We start from the raw sequence: 17,584 nt of genomic DNA, 5'->3' as shown, positions 1-17,584 counted from the left end.
AATGGCTACTCCTGCGGCGTGTCGTCGTCGTCCGCCGAGGCGTCGTTGCCCTCGCCCTCAGCGGCAGGCTCCGCCGTGCCCTCACCTTCCTCGTCTTCGTCTTCTTCACCTTCCAGCGATGCCACCCGCTCGATGCCGGTAAGGGAGTCGCCGTCGTCGAGGCGAATCAGGCGCACACCCTGGGTGTTGCGACCGGTGATGGAGACTTCGCCGACGGGCGTACGCACGAGCGTGCCCGCCTGGCTGATCAGCATCATCTCATCGTCATCGAGTACGGGCACGGCGCCGACGAGCTTGCCGTTGCGTTCGCTCGAGGCGATGGCGATCACGCCCTGGCCGCCGCGACCCTGCACGCTGTATTCACTGGCCGGCGTGCGCTTGCCGTAGCCGTTTTCCGTCGCCGTCAACAACATCGTGGTGTCGCTCGCCTCCGGCTCGAGGCTGATGAGGGCGATCACCTGATGACCGTCGTCGCCTTCACCCTCAGGCAAGCGAATACCGCGCACGCCCGTGGCGGTGCGCCCCATGGGACGCACGTCGTCCTCATCGAAGCGAATCGCCTTGCCATGGCTGCCAAAGAGCATGATGTGGGCGCCACCGTCGGTGAGCGTGACGTCCACCAGGCGGTCGTCGTCGCGCAGGTCGACGGCGATGATGCCGCTGGTACGCGGCCGTGAGAACGCGGTCAGCGGCGTCTTCTTCACGGTGCCGGCGCTGGTGGCCATGAAGACGTAATAGCCGTCCTCGAAGTTGCGGATCGGCAGCACTGCGTTGATGCGCTCGTCCCGCGCCAGCGGCAACAGGTTGACCATGGGCCGGCCGCGCGCTCCGCGCGAGGCCACAGGAATCTGGTAGACCTTCAGCCAATACACTTTGCCGGTGCTTGAGAAGCAAAGCAGCGTGTCGTGCGTGTTGGCCACGAACAGCTTGTCGATGAAGTCCTCATCCCGCACCGATGTCGCCGACTTGCCGCGTCCACCGCGGCGCTGAGCACGATAGTCCGTGACCGGCTGTGACTTGGCGTAGCCGCCGTGGGAAAGGGTCACGACCATGTCCTCTTCCTGGATCAGGTCCTCATCGGTGAGGTCCAGGTGGTCGTGGCTGATCTCGGTGCGGCGTTCGTCGGCATATTTCTCGCGAGTCTCCAGCAGTTCATCGCGAATCACCTGCTCGAGGCGTTCAGGGCGTGCCAGGATGTCGAGGAGGTCGCGGATCTTGTCGATGATCTCACTGAATTCCTCGATGATCTTGTCCTGCTCGAGGGCCGTCAGGCGCTGTAGCTGCAGGTCGAGGATGGCTTTGGCCTGAACCGGTGTGAGGCGGTAACCGTCGTCGATAAGACCGAAGCCTTCCTCAACGTCGTCCGGCCGGGTGGCCTGATCGCCCGCGCGTTCGAGCATGGCCACCACGCTGCCGGGCGCCCACACCTGGCTGAGCAGTCCCTCGCGCGCCGCCGCCGGCGAGGCGGATTGCTTGATCAACTCGATCATCGCGTCGATGTTGGCGAGCGCAACGGCCAACCCCTCCAACACGTGGGCGCGAGCGCGGGCCTTGCCGAGCTCGTAGATCACCCGACGGGTCACGACCTCACGGCGGTGACGCAGAAAGGCCTCCAGCAGCTGTTTCAGATCGAGCAGGCGCGGCTGGCCGTCGATCAGCACCACCGTGTTGATACCGAAGACGCTCTGCATGGGCGTCTGCTTGAACAGGTTGTTCAGCACCACGTCCGCCACTTCGCCGCGGCGAAGCTCGATCACCATGCGCATGCCGTCCTTGTCGGACTCATCGCGCAGGCCGCTGATGCCCTCGAGCTTCTTCTCACGCACCAGCTCGGCGATGCGTTCGAGCAGCCGCGCCTTGTTGACCTGATAGGGAAGCTCGGTGACGACGATCGCCTCGCGACCGCCATTCTCCTCCACCTGGGAGCGCGCGCGAACGTAAATCCGACCGCGACCGGTGTGGTAGGCCTCGCGAATGCCCCGGGCGCCGTTGATAATGCCGGCGGTCGGCAGGTCGGGGCCGGGGATGAACTTCATCAGCTCATCGATGGTGATGTCCGCGTTGTCGAGCAGGGCGATACAGCCGTCGATTACCTCGCCGAGGTTGTGCGGCGGGATGTTCGTGGCCATGCCGACGGCGATGCCGGCCGACCCGTTGACCAGCAGGTTCGGGAACCGCGCCGGCAGCACGGAGGGCTCCGACTCCGACTCGTCGTAGTTCGGGATGAAATCGACCGTGTCCTTGTCGAGATCCGACAGCAGCTCGTGGGCGAGGCGCGCCATGCGTACCTCGGTGTAACGCATGGCCGCGGGCGGATCACCGTCGACGGAGCCGAAGTTGCCCTGTCCATCCACCAGCACGTAGCGCATGGAGAAGGGCTGGGCGAGGCGCACGATGGTGTCGTACACCGCCGAGTCGCCGTGGGGGTGGTACTTACCGACGACGTCGCCCACCACGCGGGCCGATTTCTTGTACGCCTTGTTCCAGTCGTTATTCAGTTCGTGCATCGCGTAGAGCACCCGACGGTGCACGGGTTTGAGCCCGTCACGGACATCGGGAAGCGCTCGTCCGACGATCACGCTCATGGCGTAATCGAGGTAGGACTGACGCATCTCGTCTTCGAGATTGACGGGGACGATTTCTCGGGCGGGATCAGACATCAAGCAGCTCGCTGGCAGTCCTTGCCGGGCGTGGCGATCATTGCCGCATCCGGGAGCGGAAAGCGTTGTTGGAACAAGGAGTAAGCAAACCGCTAGGATAGCACAGATGAGCCCCTCAACGGTGCCTGGCGGGGCGTCTAAAACGCTTCTCGTCGGCGATCCGAGGGGGCTATCGCCGGTGGGTCCGCCGCCCGGCGCTTGCCGTGCCCCAACGGGTCCGGCATCGTTGCCCGCTCGCCCGCTGCCGGAGCCCCGATGGAACCCGTAGACACGCTGCTTTTTGCCGACTGGGTGGTGCCCGTCGACGACACCGTGCACCCCGGCGCCCTGGCCGACGGGGCCGTGGCCGTGCGCGGTGGGCGCATCGCGGCGGTCTGTCCGGCGGAGCACGCTCGCCAGCACTTTCAAGCAAAGGAAGAGTTCACGCTGGAGGGGCAGGTGCTAATGCCGGGCCTGGTGAACGCCCACACGCACGCGGCGATGGCCCTGTTGCGGGGAATGGCTGACGATCTGCCGCTCATGCGCTGGCTTGAGGACCACATCTGGCCCACCGAGCAACGCTGGGTTGGCCCTGGGTACATCCGCGCCGGCTCGCAGTTGGCCGTGGCCGAGATGCTCCGTTCGGGCACCACCTGCTTTGCCGACATGTACTTCTTCCCGGATGCCACGGCGCAAGTCGCGGCGGAGACCGGCATCCGAGCTTGCATCGGCATGGTGGCCCTGGACTTTCCCACCCCCTGGGCCAACGACCTCGACGAGTACCTCGCGAAGGGCTTGGCCATGCGCGATGAGTACAAGGGAGATGCGCTGGTCAGCACCATGTTCGCCCCCCACGCGCCCTACACGGTGTGCCCAGACTCGATGGCCCGAATCCGCCGCCTCTCCGATCAACTGGATGTACCGATCCAAACTCACCTGCACGAGACGGCCGACGAGATCGACCAGTTCAGCGCACGCTACGGCTGTCGCCCCATCGAGAAGCTAGCGGAACTCGACATGATCTCGCCCCTGCTCATGGGCGTGCACATGACCCAGCTGCTCCCGAGCGAGATCGACGCCCTCGCCGAACGCGGCTGCCACGTGGTCCATTGCCCCGAGTCCAATATGAAGCTCGCGAGCGGTGCCTGCCCCGTCGCGACACTGGTGGAGAACGGCATCAACGTGGCCATCGGTACCGACGGCGCCGCCAGCAACAACGACCTCGATATGTTCGCCGAACTGCGCACGGCCGCCCTCTTCGCCAAGCACGTCGCGGGGGACCCGTCGGTGATCCCGGCGCAGAAGGTCCTCGAGATGGCCACCATCAACGGTGCCCGTGCACTCGGCCTCGGCGACCAAACCGGCAGCCTGACACCCGGCAAGTGGGCCGACATCATCAGCATCGACTGGCGCCACGCGTGCACCCAGCCGGTGTATAACCCGCTCTCCCAGTTGGCGTACGCCACCGCGGCCGCCCAAGTGGACCACGTGTGGGTCGCCGGGCGTCGATTGCTGGAAGGAGGCAAGCTCACGCGCCTCGACCTCGACACGGTGCTCGCGAGTGCCGAGGACTGGGCCCAGCGCCTGCGACAGGACGAGCAGGCCTCGGACGCGCCCCGATGACCCAAGCACGCGCGAACGTGGACACGGCCGAGATCGGCCACTTCGATGCCTTTGGTGAGGACTGGTGGCGCGCTGACGGCGGCTTCCGCACCCTTCACGACATCAATCCCACGCGCATCGACTTCATCCGCTCCCACATCCCCATCACGGGGATGCGCGGCGTGGACATCGGCTGCGGCGGCGGTATCCTGACGGAAGCGTTGGCCCGCGCGGGCGCCGACATGCTCGGCATCGACATGAGCGAAGCGGCGATTCGCGCAGCGCAGACGCACGGCGAACTCACCCCGAACCTCACGCTGCGCTACGCCCTCACCACCGCTGAAGCCCTAGCCGAGCAGCATGCCCACGCTTACGACTTCGTCACATGCCTGGAGATGCTCGAGCATGTGCCAGAGCCCGCCGCGGTGATCGCCGCCTGCGCCCGCCTTGTGCGCCCGGGGGGCTACGTGTTCCTCTCCACCATCAACCGCACCCCGAAGGCGTACGCCCTCGCGGTGCTGGGGGCGGAGTACGTGCTCGGTCTACTCCCTCGGGGCACGCACGACTACGCCCGCTTCCTGCGACCATCCGAACTCGACGCCGCCGCCCGCGACGGAGGCCTCTCGCTGGAGGAACTGCGAGGCATGCACTACGACCCGCTGAGTCGCCGCGCCAGCCTGGGCAACGATGTCAGCGTCAACTACCTCGCCGCCTACCTGGCTCCCGAGAGCTCAGAGCCCCCCGCGTGATCTCCAGGGCCATCCTCTTCGACCTCGACGGCACGCTGTTGGACAGCGCGCCGGACATGGTCAATGCCCTGCAACGTCTCCTCGCTGAGCAAGGTCGAACCCGCTGCGACTACGATTTCGCTCGCGCGCACGTCTCCCGTGGCGCCGGCGGCCTGATCACAGCAGGCTTTCCCGACTTGGATGGGGATGAGGCGCGCGGCGAGCTGCGCCAACGCTTCTTGGACCTCTACGCGCAGCGCATCTGCGAAGGGTCCGCCCTCTTCCCGGGTTGCGAGGCGCTGCTCGAACGCATCGAAGCTCACCCCACCCTCACCTGGGGCATCGTGACCAACAAACCCACTTGGCTAACGACTCCCTTGCTAGAGCAGCTGAATCTGCTCGAGCGGGCGCCCTGTGTGGTCTGTGGCGACACACTCGCCCAACGCAAGCCCGATCCCGCGCCCCTACGCCACGCGGCCGAGTTACTGGGTGTTGCCGCCCGCGAGTGCATCTACTCGGGCGACGACCAGCGCGATATTCAAGCCGCCAAGGGGGCCGAGATGCCCGTCGTGGCCGCCGCCTGGGGATACATCGCCCCGGGAGAGATCATCGAGCAGTGGGGCGCCGACGCCATCTGCGCCACGCCCGCGCACTTCACCACCTGGCTCGATGAGCACGGCTGGTTCGATGCAGGTTAGCGCGGAGCAACTCTACTTCGCCCTCGCCGGCGCCGGCATCGGGCTCCTGATCGGCGCCGCCCTCGTCGCCTGGCTTCGAGGTAGGCGCATCGCCGAGCTGCAGCGCGAGCTCGCGGTGCTGGAGGAGCGCCTGCGCAGCGAAGAGTCGTTGATCGCCGAGCGCGACACGCTGATCGCCCAGGCCGACGAACGCCTCGCCCACCTGCTGGGGGAACTTGCGGACAAGTCCCTGCAATCGCGCAGCGATACCTTCCTGAAGCTGGCCCAGGAGAGCGTGGGACAGCAGCAGACCCGGGCCGGCGCGGAGCTGCGGGTGACCCTGCACAAGTTGGTCGGCCCCATCGCCCAAGCCCTGACCCGGACCGAAGAGCAAGTCGCCAAGATCGAGACGGAGCGCCAGCAAGCTTACGGAAGTATTCGCCAGGAACTGAAGGCCATGGCCGAGGCGCATGCCGCCTTGCGCGCAGAGACTCGGCAGCTCGTCACAGCCCTACGCCGTCCCGAGGTGCGGGGCCAGTGGGGCGAGCTGACCTTGCGCCGACTGGTGGAGCTCGCCGGCATGCAGGAACACACCGACTTCGTCGAACAACCCCACGTGGTGAGCGAGGACGGCGCCTTGCGACCGGACATGATCGTACATCTGCCAGAGGCGCGCGACCTGGTGGTGGACGCGAAGACGCCCCTGGATGCCTACCTCGAGGCGACGGAGGCGACCGACGATGAGTCGCGTGCACAGGCCCTGGCGCGCCATGCCCGCAACCTGCGCACCCACGTGCGCACCTTGGCAGACCGTAAGTACTGGAGCGCCCTCGACTCGACGCCCGAGTTCGTCATCCTGTTCGTCCCTGGCGATCAGTTCTTGAGCGCGGCCCTGGCAGAAGACCCGGACCTGCTCGACGATGCGATTCGCCGCAAGGTGATCCTGGCCACACCGAGCAGCCTGATCGCCCTGCTCAAGTCGGTCGCCTACGGGTGGCGCCAACTGTCCCTCGCGCGTAACGCAAACCGCATTCGGGAACTCGCCGAGACTTTGTACAAGCGTCTAGGCACCTTCACCAGCCATATGTCGACCCTCGGGCGGCAGCTGGAGAGCAGTGTTAAGGGTTTCAACAAGGCCGTTGGGTCTCTCGAGCGCTCCGTACTGCCGAGCGCTCGCCGCTTCGCCGAGCTCGGCGTAGAGGGTGAAGCCCTCGAGTCCCTGGAGCCCATCGAGCAGCTTCCGCGCGCGGTGGACGCGACGCCACCCGAGGCCGAAGCGCCGCCACCGCCGGCGCCGACTCCCCAAGCGGATTGGCTGAAGCATGACGCGAACACGAAACCGCCCGCGAGCCGCGCCACCGACGACGATGACAACGGGTGAGTGAGACGATCAACGCCCCTACGGAGGTGGCGGACTTCGTGGACCGCGCCACGGCCCCGGGGTCGCCGGCATACCTGCCCACCTTGTTCGCGCCTGATGAGCATCGTGTGCGCCTCGGTGTAGCGTTCGCCCTGCGCGGCGAAATCGGTCGATCGCTGGTGCCGGACCTGGCCCCAGAAGTGGCCTCGACCCGCCTCTCCTGGTGGGGCGAGGAAGCGGGGCGCGTGGTCGCGGGGGCACCTCGCCATCCCCTCACCTCCTACCTGGCCGGCGCCATCGACACCTCCGCCCTGTCGGATCCTCGCGGTCTCGGCGTGCTGATCGCCGAGATGGTGGGCGCCGCCCAGGCGACGCTGTCTGAACCCGTGCCCGCCAATTGGTCCGCCCTGCTCCACCGCATGACCCACGATTGGGGTGCGATATGCCGCCTGATGTCGCGCTTGTTCGCCTCGCCGAGCGAGCGGGAGGCGACGTGGATCGAGCCGTGGGCGAACGCCCTCGGGGTGGCCTGCGCGATCGACGAGGCCATCGCGGCCACCGCCGACGAGGGGCTACCGCCCCTGTCGCCCGACGATACCGTGCCCTCCGACTCACAGGCCCGCGTAGCGACCTGGCGCGGCCATGCCGTGGCGTCGCTACACACGGCAGCTACCGCGATTCCCGCCGACGCACGTCCCAGCCAACGTCCACTGCTTGTGCTGGCGAGCCTCGTCCACCGACGCTCGAGCAGCGGGAAGGACGGCGCATCGTCACCACACCTCGCTCGTTCGCTAGGTGAGCTGTGGTGTGCCTGGCGAAGCGCACAACGGGCGGCACGAGGACAGCTGCCGACGGGCTTGCACGGCGCCCCTACGGTAGACTCCCGCCCATGAACGACTCAGACCACACACTCGCCATACCATCGCCCCTGCGCGACTTCTCCATCCCTGCCGGCTATCTCCGTGACCGACGGATTCTCATCAGTGGAGCCGGTGACGGCATCGGGCGCGCCGTCGCACTCGCCGCAGCCCGTGCGGGCGCTGCGGTCATCCTGCTAGGACGCACACAGAAGAAGCTCGAAGACACGGCCAACGCCATCCTCGAGAACGCCGACGCGGCCACCCCCACGGTCTGTCATTTCGACTTGCTGAAGGCAGGCTTGGACGACTACCTGAACCTCGGCCAGCAGCTGGCGAGCGCGGGTGCTCGCCTGGACGGACTCGTGAACAACGCCTCGATCCTCGGCGCGAAGACCCCCATCGAGCAGTACAGCCCGGCGAAATGGATGGAGGTCATGCACGTGAACGTGAACGGTCAGTTCATGCTCACCCAGACCTGCCTGCCCCTACTTCGGCAGTCGAAGGATGCCAGCGTCATCTTCGTCAGCAGCAGCGTGGGGCGACAGGGACGGGCCTACTGGGGCGCCTACGCCGCGTCCAAGTTTGCCGTCGAGGGATTGATGCAAACGCTCGCCGATGAAATGGCGGAGAACTCTCCCGTGCGGGTCTGCAGCTTGAACCCGGGGCGCACGCGCACCGCCATGCGACGCGCCGCCTATCCCGCGGAAGACCCCACCACACTGCCGACGACGCAGGACGTGGCGCCCGCGTTCATCTACCTCCTCGGGGGCGCTGACCGCTCCTTGCACGGGGCGGCCCTCGACGCTTGAAGCGGCCCTGGGCACCCTCGCCGGCATGCCCGCCGCCCGGCTTCGCCAGCCCGGCACTCTCGTAGAGCGCCGCCAGCGCCTCACCCTGCACTTCCTCCCAACGGCCCCGCGGCAGTCGACGATTGAGCAAGACGGGGCCGTAGCGAACCCGCGTCAAGCGGCTGACGACGCAACCGATCGACTCGAACATTCGCCTGACTTCGCGGTTGCGCCCCTCGCGCAGTACCACGTGGTACCAGTGGTTCGCCCCGCTCGCGCCCGCCGGCACCACTTTATCGAAGCGCGCCGGCCCGTCTTCGAGCTCCACGCCCTGGGTCAGCAAACGCAGCTGCTCATCGCTCGTCTCGCCGAGCACGCGCACGGCGTACTCGCGCTCCACCTCTTGCGCGGGATGCATCAACTTGGAAGCCAAGGCACCGTCGGTGGTGAACAGGAGCAGGCCACTCGTATTGGCGTCCAGGCGACCCACGCTCACCCAACGACCTCGTTCGGCGCGGGGCAGGCGTTGGTACACGGTCGGGCGTCCCTCGGGATCGCTTCGCGTACTCACCTCACCAGCGGGCTTGTGGTAGGCGATCACGCGGCGCTGCGGCGCTCGGCGAGCCAGGCGCAGGGGCTTGCCGTCGAGGGAGAGACGGTCCTGACGGGTCGCCTTCTGGCCGAGCTCCGCCTGGCGCCCATTGACCTTCAGACGGCCCTCAGTGATCCAGCGCTCCACCTCTCGCCGCGAGGCGATCCCCGCATCGGCAAGCAGCTTTTGCAGGCGCTCAGGCGTCTCTTCCTGGGTGGGCGGTCGGGGCGGTCGCCTCATTGCGCAGAGTTGCGCTCTTCATCGTCGTCGTCGGCGTCGTCAGCAGCAGCAGACGGCTGATCCTCGGTGAGCTCCTCACGTGGCTCGTCGTCACCACCCGCCAACACTTCCGCCTCGGGTTCGGCTTCGTATGCATCGGCCTCCGGGGCATCGGCCTCGGGGGCGTCGTCACCTTCAGCGCTGTCAGTCGCATCCGCGTGGCGCTCGGCGGCCGGCTCCGGCGTGGGATCCTCGTCGCTCTCCGGATCGTCGCTCTGGCCATCGGAGATCTCATCGCCTTCGAGCTCAGCGGCCTCGTGGAGCGCACCGGGCCGAATAGGCGTCACCGTGGCGAGCGCTGGAGCGTCCTCGGCACTCGCCTCACCTGACTCGGCGGTCTCCGTGGCTTCGGCTTCGGCTTCGCCGTCGGCAGCCATCGGTTCCGCGTTCGCGGCACCGTCGCCGAAGTCGAGTTCGACGTTGATCTGATCGAGGTCACGCAGCTCTTCCAGCTCGGGCAGTTCGCTCAGCGACGACAAGCCGAAGTAGTCCAGGAACTCGCGCGTGGTGCCGTACAACGCGGGACGACCGGGCACGTCGCGATGACCGACCGCGCGCACCCACCGGCGATCCAACAGGGTACGCATGATCGTGCTGCTGACGCCGACGCCACGGATGTCCTCGATGTCACCACGGGTGACGGGCTGACGATAGGCGATGATCGAGAGCGTCTCCATGAAGGCGCGCGAGTAGCGCGGCGTGCGTTCCTCCCACAGCCGGCTCACCCAAGGACTGTACTCGGCGCGCACCTGCAGCCGATGTCCACTCGAGACCTTGACGAGTTCAAGCGGCGAGTCCTCGCCATGGCGCTCCTCGAGACGCTTCAGCGCATCATCTAGATCCTGCGCTTGCGGCTGCTCCGCCTCACCGAAGAGCCCAACGAAATCCTTCGTCGACAGGGGGCGACCCGCCGCCATCAGGGCGGCCTCGATGATCTGACTCAGCTTAGCTGTATCCAACCGTCTGCGTTCCTTCGAAGTTGGGGTTATTCGGTGCTGGCATCGCCGGCGGCCGGCTGCGGATCATCCGATCCCGCGGCCCGCACGTGAATGGGGGCGAACTCACCGGACTGCACGATCTCGATCAGCGACTCCTTGGCCAGCTCGAGCACCGCGAGAAAGCTCGCCACGACCCCCTGCTTGCCCTGATCCGCACGCAGCAGGTGACGAAACTCGGTGAACTCAGCGGCCCGCAGGGTATCCAGAATCTCCGTCATGCGCTCACGCACGGACAGGGCTTCGCGGCGAATGTGGTAATGCTGGTTCAGTTCGGCCCGCGTCATGACCTGGTTGAACGCCGCCACCATCTCCTTGAGCGTGACTTCGGGCAGCTTGCGCACCACCGTACGCTCCACCATCGGCGCCGACACAGGCCAGTTCTCACGTTCCATCCGCGGCAGTTCGTCCACCCGCTCCGCCGCATTCTTGTAGCGCTCGTACTCCTGCAGGCGACGCACCAGTTCGGCGCGAGGGTCTTCGCCCTCCTCTTCCTCCTCGCTGACCGGCCGGGGCAGCAGCATGCGCGACTTGATCTCGGCCAGCGTGGCAGCCATCACCAGGTACTCACCGGCGAGCTCCAGCTGCATGTCCTGCATGAGGTCGATGTAGCCGGTGTACTGGCGAGAGATATCGGCGATGGGGATATTCAGGACGTCGAGGTTCTGCCGCTTGATCAGGTAAAGCAGGAAATCCAGTGGTCCTTCGAAAGCCTCGAGGAAGACCGACAGGGCCTGAGGCGGGATGAACAGGTCCTTCGGCAGCTCGGTGATCGGCTCACCGTCTACGAACGCGAAGGGCAACTCAGCTTGAGACGCGCTCGTCCCCGCGGCGGCCTCACCCCCCGCTTCGCCCCCCTCCGGCGACGACTGCTCCCCCGCAGCCTCATCGGCCGGGGTCGCGTTTTCGGCGGTGGCGGGCGCCTCTTCCTGATCTGTATTCGACTGCTCGCTCATACTCGGCTCCGGCAGGGCGATGCGGAGCCCAAGACCCTCAAGTCAGGCTCATCGCATGTCGCACGCTGCGCATGGTGTCCTTGGCGATCTCGCGGGCGCGCTCGCTGCCTTCCACGATGATGCTGCTGACCACTTCGGGCCGGCGCGCCAGCTCGGCGGCACGGGACGCGATGGGGCTGATCTGCGCCACCACGGCCTCGGCAGCTCGCGCCTTGCAGTCGGTGCAGCCGATGGCCGCGCTGCGACAGCCCTCGGAGACCCACTGCTGGCTGGCGTGGTCGCCAAACTGCAAATGATACCGCCAGACCGGGCAGTTTTCAGGGTTTCCAGGGTCTTTGCGCCGAGCACGGGCGGGATCGGTGGGCATTTTTCGCAGCTTCTTCTGGATCACCTCTGGCTCATCCCGCAGTTCGATCGTGTTGTCGTACTCACGCGCCATCGGCCGGCCATCGGTCCCGGGTAGGCGCAGATTGGCCACCACCACCGCCTCCGGCTCGCTGAGGAGGGAGCGGCCTCCGCCCTCCAGGTAGGCCAGAAGGCGGTCGCGATCGCCCAGGGTGAGGCGCTGACTCTCGTTCACGAGCGCGAGCCCAGCCCGCAGAGCGGCCTCGTCCCCTCGTTCCTGGAAGTCGCGCCGATGCTGTTCGAGTTCCTGGGACGCGCGCTTCCCGAGGGTGCGAAGGGCTCGCTGATTCCGCTTCTCCGCGTCCTCCTCGCGGCCGAACAGGTGGTTGAAGCGACCGGCCACGTCCCGACAGAACTCCACGTGCGGCGTCTGCTCCTCCATCACGCACACGTGGGTCGGTTGGTAGAGCAGGATGTCGGCACACTGCAGCAGCGGGTAGGCGAGCTGTCCGACAGTGCCCGCGTCCGCGCCGGCGGCGTCCAGGGACGACGCTTGCGCTGGCAGACCGGGCGCCGCCGGCGCCCCGCCTCGCGCCACCACCAGGCGGTCCAGCCATGCGGTCGGCGTACACATGCCGAGCAGCACGTTGAGTTCTGCACACTCAGGCACCCGTGATTGGAGAAACACGGTGGCGAGTCGCGGGTCTATGCCAACCGCTAGCCAGTCGATGAGCGTGTCCGTGATGCGCTGTCGGAACTCGCGCGTATGTGCGTAGCTGGCGGCGAGGGCGTGCCAGTCCGCCACGAAGAGCAGGCATTCCTGCTCTTGTTGTAGCTGCACCCAAGTGTTCAGGATGCCGATGTAGTCTGCTAGGTTCAATCGACCAGCAGGCCGCATCCCTGAGACGAGTCGTCTACTGTCCTCCGTGGCCACTCAGGCCACGCTCCGCAGGCGTATCACTGCAATCTCACATCGTGCCGGCGACCGGCGCCTTGCCCGAACGCAGGATGGTGGGAGGCTCCTCGGACAGATCGACCACCGTACTCGGTGCGAAGCCGCAGGCACCCCCATCGACGACCACGTCGATACGCTTGGCCAGGCGGTCCGCGATGTCCTCCGGGTCACTCATCGGGGTGTCGTCTCCCGGTAGCTGCAGCGTGGTGCTCATCAGCGGCTCACCTAGCAGACGCAAGAGCTCTAGCGCTACCGTGTGCTCGGGCACGCGCAGGCCTATCGTGCGTCGCTTGCCCTCCGCCAGGCGCTTCGGCACCTCGCGGCTGGCAGGTAGTACGAACGTGTACGCGCCCGGGGTGTGCGCCTTGATAAAGCGATAGGCGGAGTTATCCACGCGAGCGTACGTGGCGATCTCAGAAAGGTCCCGACACACGAGCGTGAAGAAATGCTCGTCCGGATTGCCACGCAGCTGGCGGATGCGATCCATCGCGTCGCGACTGCCCATCAAACATGCGAGGGCATAGCAGGAGTCAGTCGGATACGCGATGACGCCGCCGCCACGAAGCGCCTCCACCGCGTGGCGCAGCAGGCGCTCCTGGGGGTTCTCAGGATGAACCTTCAAGTGCTGTGTCATGAGTGCGCTCCTTCAAGTGACCCGCGGCTCTCGGGCGGCCGCCAAGCTCTTTGATACCATCCAGGGCCGGAAACGCAACCCGGCGCTCCCAAGCCACGCCGAAGCGCCCCCAGGGCCACATCGTAACTCTCTGACTTAGAACGGTTATTGCAAACAGAATGCTGAAGACGCTAATCGATTTCCTGCCCATCGTGGTGTTCTTCCTGGGCTATGTCCTCCCGGGAGGCGATATCTACCGAGCAACGACGGCGCTGATGATCGCCATGCCGGTGCAACTGCTCGTGGGCTACGCGATGACCCGCTCCATAAGTCGTATGCACCTTATTAGCACGGCGCTGGTGCTCGTCCTTGGCACCGCCACGCTGGTGCTCAAGAACGACCTGTTCATCAAGTGGAAGCCGACCGTCATCGATTGGCTGTTTGCCGCCGTCTTCCTGGGTAGCCAGCTCTTCACCGGCAAGTCCCTGATCGAGCGCGCGGCCGGCGATGCCATCGAGCTTCCGGATGCGATCTGGCGCCAGCTCAACACGGCGTGGGTGGTGTTCTTCGTGGTGCTCGGCGGGTTGAACCTCCTGGTGGTTTACAACTTCTCCGAAGCCACGTGGGTCAACTTCAAACTGTTCGGCACCCTTGGGCTCACACTCGTGTTTATGGTGCTGCAGGGCCTTTGGCTGCAGCGACACCTGCCACAGGAAGCCGAGGAGGAGAGCTGATGTACTACGCCATCATGGGGTCTGACCGCGAGGGAAGCCTCGAAGCCCGCAAGGCCAGCCGCCCGGAGCACTTGGCGCGCCTGCAAGCGCTGCTGGACGAGGGCCGCTTGCTCGTCGCCGGTCCGCACCCCGCAATCGACGCCGAGGACCCTGGGGAGTCGGGCTTCACCGGCAGCTTGATCATCGCGTCCTTCGACTCCTTGGAAGATGCCCGTGCCTGGGCGAGTAGCGATCCCTACGTAGCGGCCGGCGTCTACCGAGACGTGGTGGTCAAGCCTTTCCGCAAGGTCCTGCCGTGAGCGACGACAGCGCTCGGGACAGCCGACCAACCCGCCTGCGCGAGGCGCTCGAACCCCTCGCGGCGGTCACGCTGGAGATCGTCGACGACTCCCACCGCCACCGAAACCACCCCGGCGCCGCTGACGGCCGCGGCCACTTTCGCGTCCGTGTCGTGTCCGAGCGATTCGAGGGACTCACCCGGATCAAGCGTCACCAGCTGGTCTACTCGTTGGTCGATGAGCTCATGAAGACCGACATTCACGCCCTCCAGGTCGACGCCAAGACCCCTCAAGAAGTCGCCTAAGGCCCCTACCTGGGCTGCATTTCTTGTCGAAATAACGTGAAACGGGTCACAGACTTCCGGGGGCTGAGGAGTAACCTCGATAGTGAGCTGCCGATGTCTACCCCCTAAGGCAGTTCTTTTTACCTCAGAATCCCCCAAACGATGAGGCATTACGGTCGGCACGGAAGCCGGCCTCTTTTTTACACCAAATAAGCATTATGTAAAGCACGCAACGCATTTGCTGCGGGCTTTTGCATCCTTTTGTCTAGACAAATCACACCAACCGGCGCGTATCGAGTGCCCGCTGCCGACTCCGTTTGACTAAAAAAAAGCTGCAGCGCAACGTACTTAGCAACAACGAAAAGAAAAACAACGTTCTCCTCAGCCTCACGGCAAAAGCTTGATTCGGCATTTGTGGGATATATTTCCCAATACAGCCCAAGTTTTTGACCCGAGGAGAAATCCCTTGAACCCGCCGTCAATTCCCGACCAGCAGCTACCAGGCGATAAGTCCTCAGTACTTGCCGCGTTCCGGCGGCTCATGCGCCCGCTCGTGAAGATGCTCATCCGCCAGGGCGTCGCGTTTGGCGAGTTTGCCGAAGTTCTAAAGCAGGTGTACGTGGAGGTCGCGAGCGACCACTACGCGCTTCCAAACAAGAAGATCTCTGGATCGAGGATCGCCATCCTCACCGGTCTGACGCGTAAGGATGTGAAGCGCATCGTCGACTTTCTGAACGACTCAGAAGGAGACACAACAGTAGCGCCAGCTCCGAATTTGAACCGCGCCACCAGAGTGCTCTCGGGATGGCACCAAGACCCTGACTTCACTGGTCCATACGGCTTCCCCGTCGATCTGCCGTTCGAGGGCTCACCTAGCTTCTCCGAACTCGTGAAGCGGTACAGCGGGGACATGCCAGCTCGCGCCATGCTCGAAGAACTTCAGCGAGTCGGAGCAGTAGCGCGACAGGATGACGGGTGTTTCCGAGTACTCACACGTTACTACATCGCCACTCGAAGCCCGATGGAAGCCCAGTACCTGGGTGATGTGCTGCACGACTTAGCGTCGACAATCGAGTTCAACTTCGACCCTGAGCGCAACGAACTCTCACCTAAGCGATTCGAACGTTGGGTAGCTACCGACAAGGTAGACCCCGCGGCCATGGAGGACTTTCGAGACATCGTTAAGGAGGGCGGCTCTCGCTTCCTTGAAAGGCTTGACACCTGGTTATCACTTCACGAGATCACCAGCTCGGACGATACCGACGCATCGCCCACTCGCACTCGAGTGGGCGTCTACTTCTACGAAGACTCGAATCCGAAGACGTCGGGTAAGGAGGACTAATATGTTTGCTTCTGTGCCCAACAATCGGATTACCCGAGTTGTCGCCGCGGGTATCGCTTCGGCGTCCTGCCTTACTGTGTCGGCTAACGCAGCCGAGCTCCCAGGCCTCGATACGCCGTACGGCCTCGGCGGCTCCGGTATTAGCCCACCGTCCGCATCCCCGGAACTGCTCGGACTTGGCGGCTCCGGGGCAATCCCATCCCCCACTCCAGGACAGTTTGGGCTGGGCGGGTCTGGGATCGGCTCACCTGGATCATCACCGGAACAATTCGGTCTTGGTGGATCAGGCGTAGCTCCTCCCTCTCCACCTCCTGGTTTGTTCGGACTTGGCGGCTCCAGGATCGCTCCCCCGTCACCCGAGCTTCTTGGACTTGGTGGTTCCGGAGCCATCCCGACACCCACTCCGGAACTACTCGGACTCGGAGGTTCAGGAGCCATTCCCTCGCCTGCCCCCGAACTCCTGGGACTCGGTGGCTCAGGAGCCATACCATCACCTTCGCCGGGCCAGTTTGGGCTAGGTGGATCTGGGATCGGTGATCGGTCCCCTTCCCCGGAACTCCTTGGGCTTGGCGGATCCGGGGTAGCTCCCCCCTCCCCCGAACTCCTTGGGCTCGGCGGGTCTGGAGTTAGTCCTCCCTCCCCGTCCCCGGAGCTGCTGGGACTCGGCGGCTCAGGCCAACCGGTCTTCGAGACACCAAGCTCAGCGGAGAGAGTCGCATTAGTGGCGGTCTCCGGCTCATGCGACACGACGACAGCAGATGCAGAAGCAACGCTCGCAATCGGGCGCGTAGATGCTCTCTCGGGTGAGGGCAATGTCGTTTGGGTCCTCGGTCAGAAGATCCGATTCGGAACCAATGCGCTGGCAACGCTTTCGATTGGTGACCTCGTGCGAGTTGAGGGTTTCCCGATCGGTGAAGGCGTCGCGTACGCGACATCGGTCACGCGCTGCGCCTCCCAATATGTCGCGGGTGCAACAAAAGTGTTTCTTCGTAGCGTGGTATCTGCCATTGACCACTCAGTTGGTTCAGCAACTGCCGGTCGCATTCAGTTGAGCATTGCAGCGGCTGATAGCGATACGGACATCACGCCCTTCGCTGTGGTGTCGATTACGGGCACGCAACCGGCTATCGGGGGGATTGTTCTAGCCGAGACTGCATTCTGACTGCAAGCGAGCCATCGGCCTCACAGAGGGGCCGGTGGCTCATGCGGCTGAGAGAAAAAGTAGATACCGACACCGGTAATACCGGAACCAGGAGTAGGCTCGTCTTCGAAAGCCCCAAGCCAGTCATCAGCCGACTTGAGCAGTTCGTTCGCGGAACCGGAGAATTTCCGCATAAACTGCTCAACAAGCACGTTGGGTAAGGACCGAGAGAAACTTGAGCGCTCAAAGAATCGAGCCTTCTCTTCGGACCCGGGGAGCGCGTTCCTATTGAGGGTCGACGCCAGATTGTGCAGCGCCAGACCGACATACTCTATCGTCCTTAGGTCCCGCGGATCTGGAACGAAGAAGCGACTCGTAGGCAAAAGGCTACCATCCTCGCCCACCACGGCATTCCC

General features: G+C 65.0%; 17 protein-coding genes. 11 read left to right on the top strand and 6 right to left on the bottom strand.

Annotated elements, in window-relative coordinates; translation table 11 throughout:
• Positions 1 to 5 precede the first annotated feature (5 nt).
• Entirely contained in the window at positions 6 to 2,660 is a 2,655-nt protein-coding gene (gene gyrA, locus AAF184_01760) for a DNA gyrase subunit A (protein MEO0421030.1), read from the bottom strand.
• Between the two features lie 255 nt (positions 2,661 to 2,915).
• Here gyrA and AAF184_01755 point away from each other — a divergent pair, with 255 nt between their 5' ends.
• From AAF184_01755 to AAF184_01730, 6 genes are read left to right on the top strand one after another with little or no spacing between them, the layout of a single operon-like run.
• Positions 2,916 to 4,262: a TRZ/ATZ family hydrolase gene (locus AAF184_01755; GenBank protein ID MEO0421029.1), complete on the top strand. Its 1,347-nt coding sequence runs from the start codon at positions 2,916 to 2,918 to the stop codon at positions 4,260 to 4,262.
• Positions 4,259 to 4,990, top strand: coding sequence for a bifunctional 2-polyprenyl-6-hydroxyphenol methylase/3-demethylubiquinol 3-O-methyltransferase UbiG (gene ubiG / locus AAF184_01750; GenBank protein ID MEO0421028.1), 732 nt, complete (start codon positions 4,259 to 4,261; stop codon positions 4,988 to 4,990). Before AAF184_01755 ends, ubiG begins: the two co-directional genes overlap by 4 nt.
• Positions 4,987 to 5,667 carry a phosphoglycolate phosphatase gene (gph, locus tag AAF184_01745; GenBank protein ID MEO0421027.1) on the top strand — a complete coding sequence of 227 codons (681 nt, stop codon included), beginning with the start codon at positions 4,987 to 4,989 and terminating at the stop codon, positions 5,665 to 5,667. Before ubiG ends, gph begins: the two co-directional genes overlap by 4 nt.
• The gene (gene rmuC, locus AAF184_01740; GenBank protein MEO0421026.1) at positions 5,657 to 7,027 is read left to right on the top strand and encodes a DNA recombination protein RmuC; all 1,371 of its coding nucleotides are present in this window, start codon (positions 5,657 to 5,659) and stop codon (positions 7,025 to 7,027) included. The genes gph and rmuC overlap by 11 nt, the downstream gene beginning before the upstream one ends.
• On the top strand, positions 7,024 to 7,899 hold the full coding sequence (locus AAF184_01735) for a squalene/phytoene synthase family protein (protein ID MEO0421025.1): 876 nt from the start codon (positions 7,024 to 7,026) through the stop codon (positions 7,897 to 7,899). The genes rmuC and AAF184_01735 overlap by 4 nt, the downstream gene beginning before the upstream one ends.
• Positions 7,896 to 8,675 (top strand): YciK family oxidoreductase, encoded by a 780-nt coding sequence (locus AAF184_01730; GenBank protein ID MEO0421024.1) that lies wholly within the window; start codon positions 7,896 to 7,898, stop codon positions 8,673 to 8,675. The genes AAF184_01735 and AAF184_01730 overlap by 4 nt, the downstream gene beginning before the upstream one ends.
• On the opposite strand, the gene rluB is transcribed toward AAF184_01730, so the two are convergent.
• The 5 genes from rluB to AAF184_01705 are packed head-to-tail and all read right to left on the bottom strand — an operon-like array spanning position 8,617 to position 13,410.
• Positions 8,617 to 9,486, bottom strand: coding sequence for a 23S rRNA pseudouridine(2605) synthase RluB (rluB, locus tag AAF184_01725; GenBank protein MEO0421023.1), 870 nt, complete (start codon positions 9,484 to 9,486; stop codon positions 8,617 to 8,619). The genes AAF184_01730 and rluB overlap by 59 nt on opposite strands.
• On the bottom strand, positions 9,483 to 10,484 hold the full coding sequence (gene scpB, locus AAF184_01720) for an SMC-Scp complex subunit ScpB (protein MEO0421022.1): 1,002 nt from the start codon (positions 10,482 to 10,484) through the stop codon (positions 9,483 to 9,485). Before scpB ends, rluB begins: the two co-directional genes overlap by 4 nt.
• 26 nt (positions 10,485 to 10,510) lie before the next feature.
• The gene (locus AAF184_01715; protein MEO0421021.1) at positions 10,511 to 11,476 is read right to left on the bottom strand and encodes a ScpA family protein; all 966 of its coding nucleotides are present in this window, start codon (positions 11,474 to 11,476) and stop codon (positions 10,511 to 10,513) included.
• A gap of 37 nt (positions 11,477 to 11,513) precedes the next feature.
• The gene (locus tag AAF184_01710; protein ID MEO0421020.1) at positions 11,514 to 12,755 is read right to left on the bottom strand and encodes a tryptophan--tRNA ligase; all 1,242 of its coding nucleotides are present in this window, start codon (positions 12,753 to 12,755) and stop codon (positions 11,514 to 11,516) included.
• Positions 12,756 to 12,789: 34 nt separating this feature from the next.
• The gene (locus AAF184_01705) at positions 12,790 to 13,410 is read right to left on the bottom strand and encodes an L-threonylcarbamoyladenylate synthase (GenBank protein ID MEO0421019.1); all 621 of its coding nucleotides are present in this window, start codon (positions 13,408 to 13,410) and stop codon (positions 12,790 to 12,792) included.
• A gap of 158 nt (positions 13,411 to 13,568) precedes the next feature.
• Here AAF184_01705 and AAF184_01700 point away from each other — a divergent pair, with 158 nt between their 5' ends.
• The 5 genes from AAF184_01700 to AAF184_01680 all read left to right on the top strand — a co-directional run bounded on the left by AAF184_01700 (position 13,569) and on the right by AAF184_01680 (position 17,189).
• Positions 13,569 to 14,123 carry a septation protein A gene (locus AAF184_01700; GenBank protein ID MEO0421018.1) on the top strand — a complete coding sequence of 185 codons (555 nt, stop codon included), beginning with the start codon at positions 13,569 to 13,571 and terminating at the stop codon, positions 14,121 to 14,123.
• On the top strand, positions 14,123 to 14,422 hold the full coding sequence (locus tag AAF184_01695) for a YciI family protein (protein ID MEO0421017.1): 300 nt from the start codon (positions 14,123 to 14,125) through the stop codon (positions 14,420 to 14,422). The genes AAF184_01700 and AAF184_01695 overlap by 1 nt, the downstream gene beginning before the upstream one ends.
• Positions 14,419 to 14,706 carry a BolA family protein gene (locus AAF184_01690; protein ID MEO0421016.1) on the top strand — a complete coding sequence of 96 codons (288 nt, stop codon included), beginning with the start codon at positions 14,419 to 14,421 and terminating at the stop codon, positions 14,704 to 14,706. The genes AAF184_01695 and AAF184_01690 overlap by 4 nt, the downstream gene beginning before the upstream one ends.
• Positions 14,707 to 15,151: 445 nt before the next feature.
• The gene (locus AAF184_01685; protein MEO0421015.1) at positions 15,152 to 16,027 is read left to right on the top strand and encodes a DUF6502 family protein; all 876 of its coding nucleotides are present in this window, start codon (positions 15,152 to 15,154) and stop codon (positions 16,025 to 16,027) included.
• Positions 16,028 to 16,748: 721 nt separating this feature from the next.
• Complete coding sequence (locus AAF184_01680) at positions 16,749 to 17,189, top strand: hypothetical protein (GenBank protein ID MEO0421014.1); 441 nt, start codon at positions 16,749 to 16,751, stop codon at positions 17,187 to 17,189.
• Positions 17,190 to 17,584 lie beyond the last annotated feature (395 nt).

This window comes from Pseudomonadota bacterium (assembly GCA_039815145.1).
Classification (GTDB): Bacteria; Pseudomonadota; Gammaproteobacteria; order Steroidobacterales; family JBCBZW01; genus JBCBZW01.
This window is presented reverse-complemented; position numbering and strand designations above follow the sequence as displayed.

Coding starts and splice junctions, on each gene's coding strand:
- gyrA (MEO0421030.1), bottom strand. CDS start 2,660: ATGTCTGATCCCGCCCGAGAAATCGTCCCCGTCAATCTCGAAGACGAG.
- AAF184_01755 (MEO0421029.1), top strand. CDS start 2,916: ATGGAACCCGTAGACACGCTGCTTTTTGCCGACTGGGTGGTGCCCGTC.
- ubiG (MEO0421028.1), top strand. CDS start 4,259: ATGACCCAAGCACGCGCGAACGTGGACACGGCCGAGATCGGCCACTTC.
- rmuC (MEO0421026.1), top strand. CDS start 5,657: ATGCAGGTTAGCGCGGAGCAACTCTACTTCGCCCTCGCCGGCGCCGGC.
- AAF184_01730 (MEO0421024.1), top strand. CDS start 7,896: ATGAACGACTCAGACCACACACTCGCCATACCATCGCCCCTGCGCGAC.
- rluB (MEO0421023.1), bottom strand. CDS start 9,486: ATGAGGCGACCGCCCCGACCGCCCACCCAGGAAGAGACGCCTGAGCGC.
- AAF184_01715 (MEO0421021.1), bottom strand. CDS start 11,476: ATGAGCGAGCAGTCGAATACAGATCAGGAAGAGGCGCCCGCCACCGCC.
- AAF184_01705 (MEO0421019.1), bottom strand. CDS start 13,410: ATGACACAGCACTTGAAGGTTCATCCTGAGAACCCCCAGGAGCGCCTG.
- AAF184_01700 (MEO0421018.1), top strand. CDS start 13,569: ATGCTGAAGACGCTAATCGATTTCCTGCCCATCGTGGTGTTCTTCCTG.
- AAF184_01695 (MEO0421017.1), top strand. CDS start 14,123: ATGTACTACGCCATCATGGGGTCTGACCGCGAGGGAAGCCTCGAAGCC.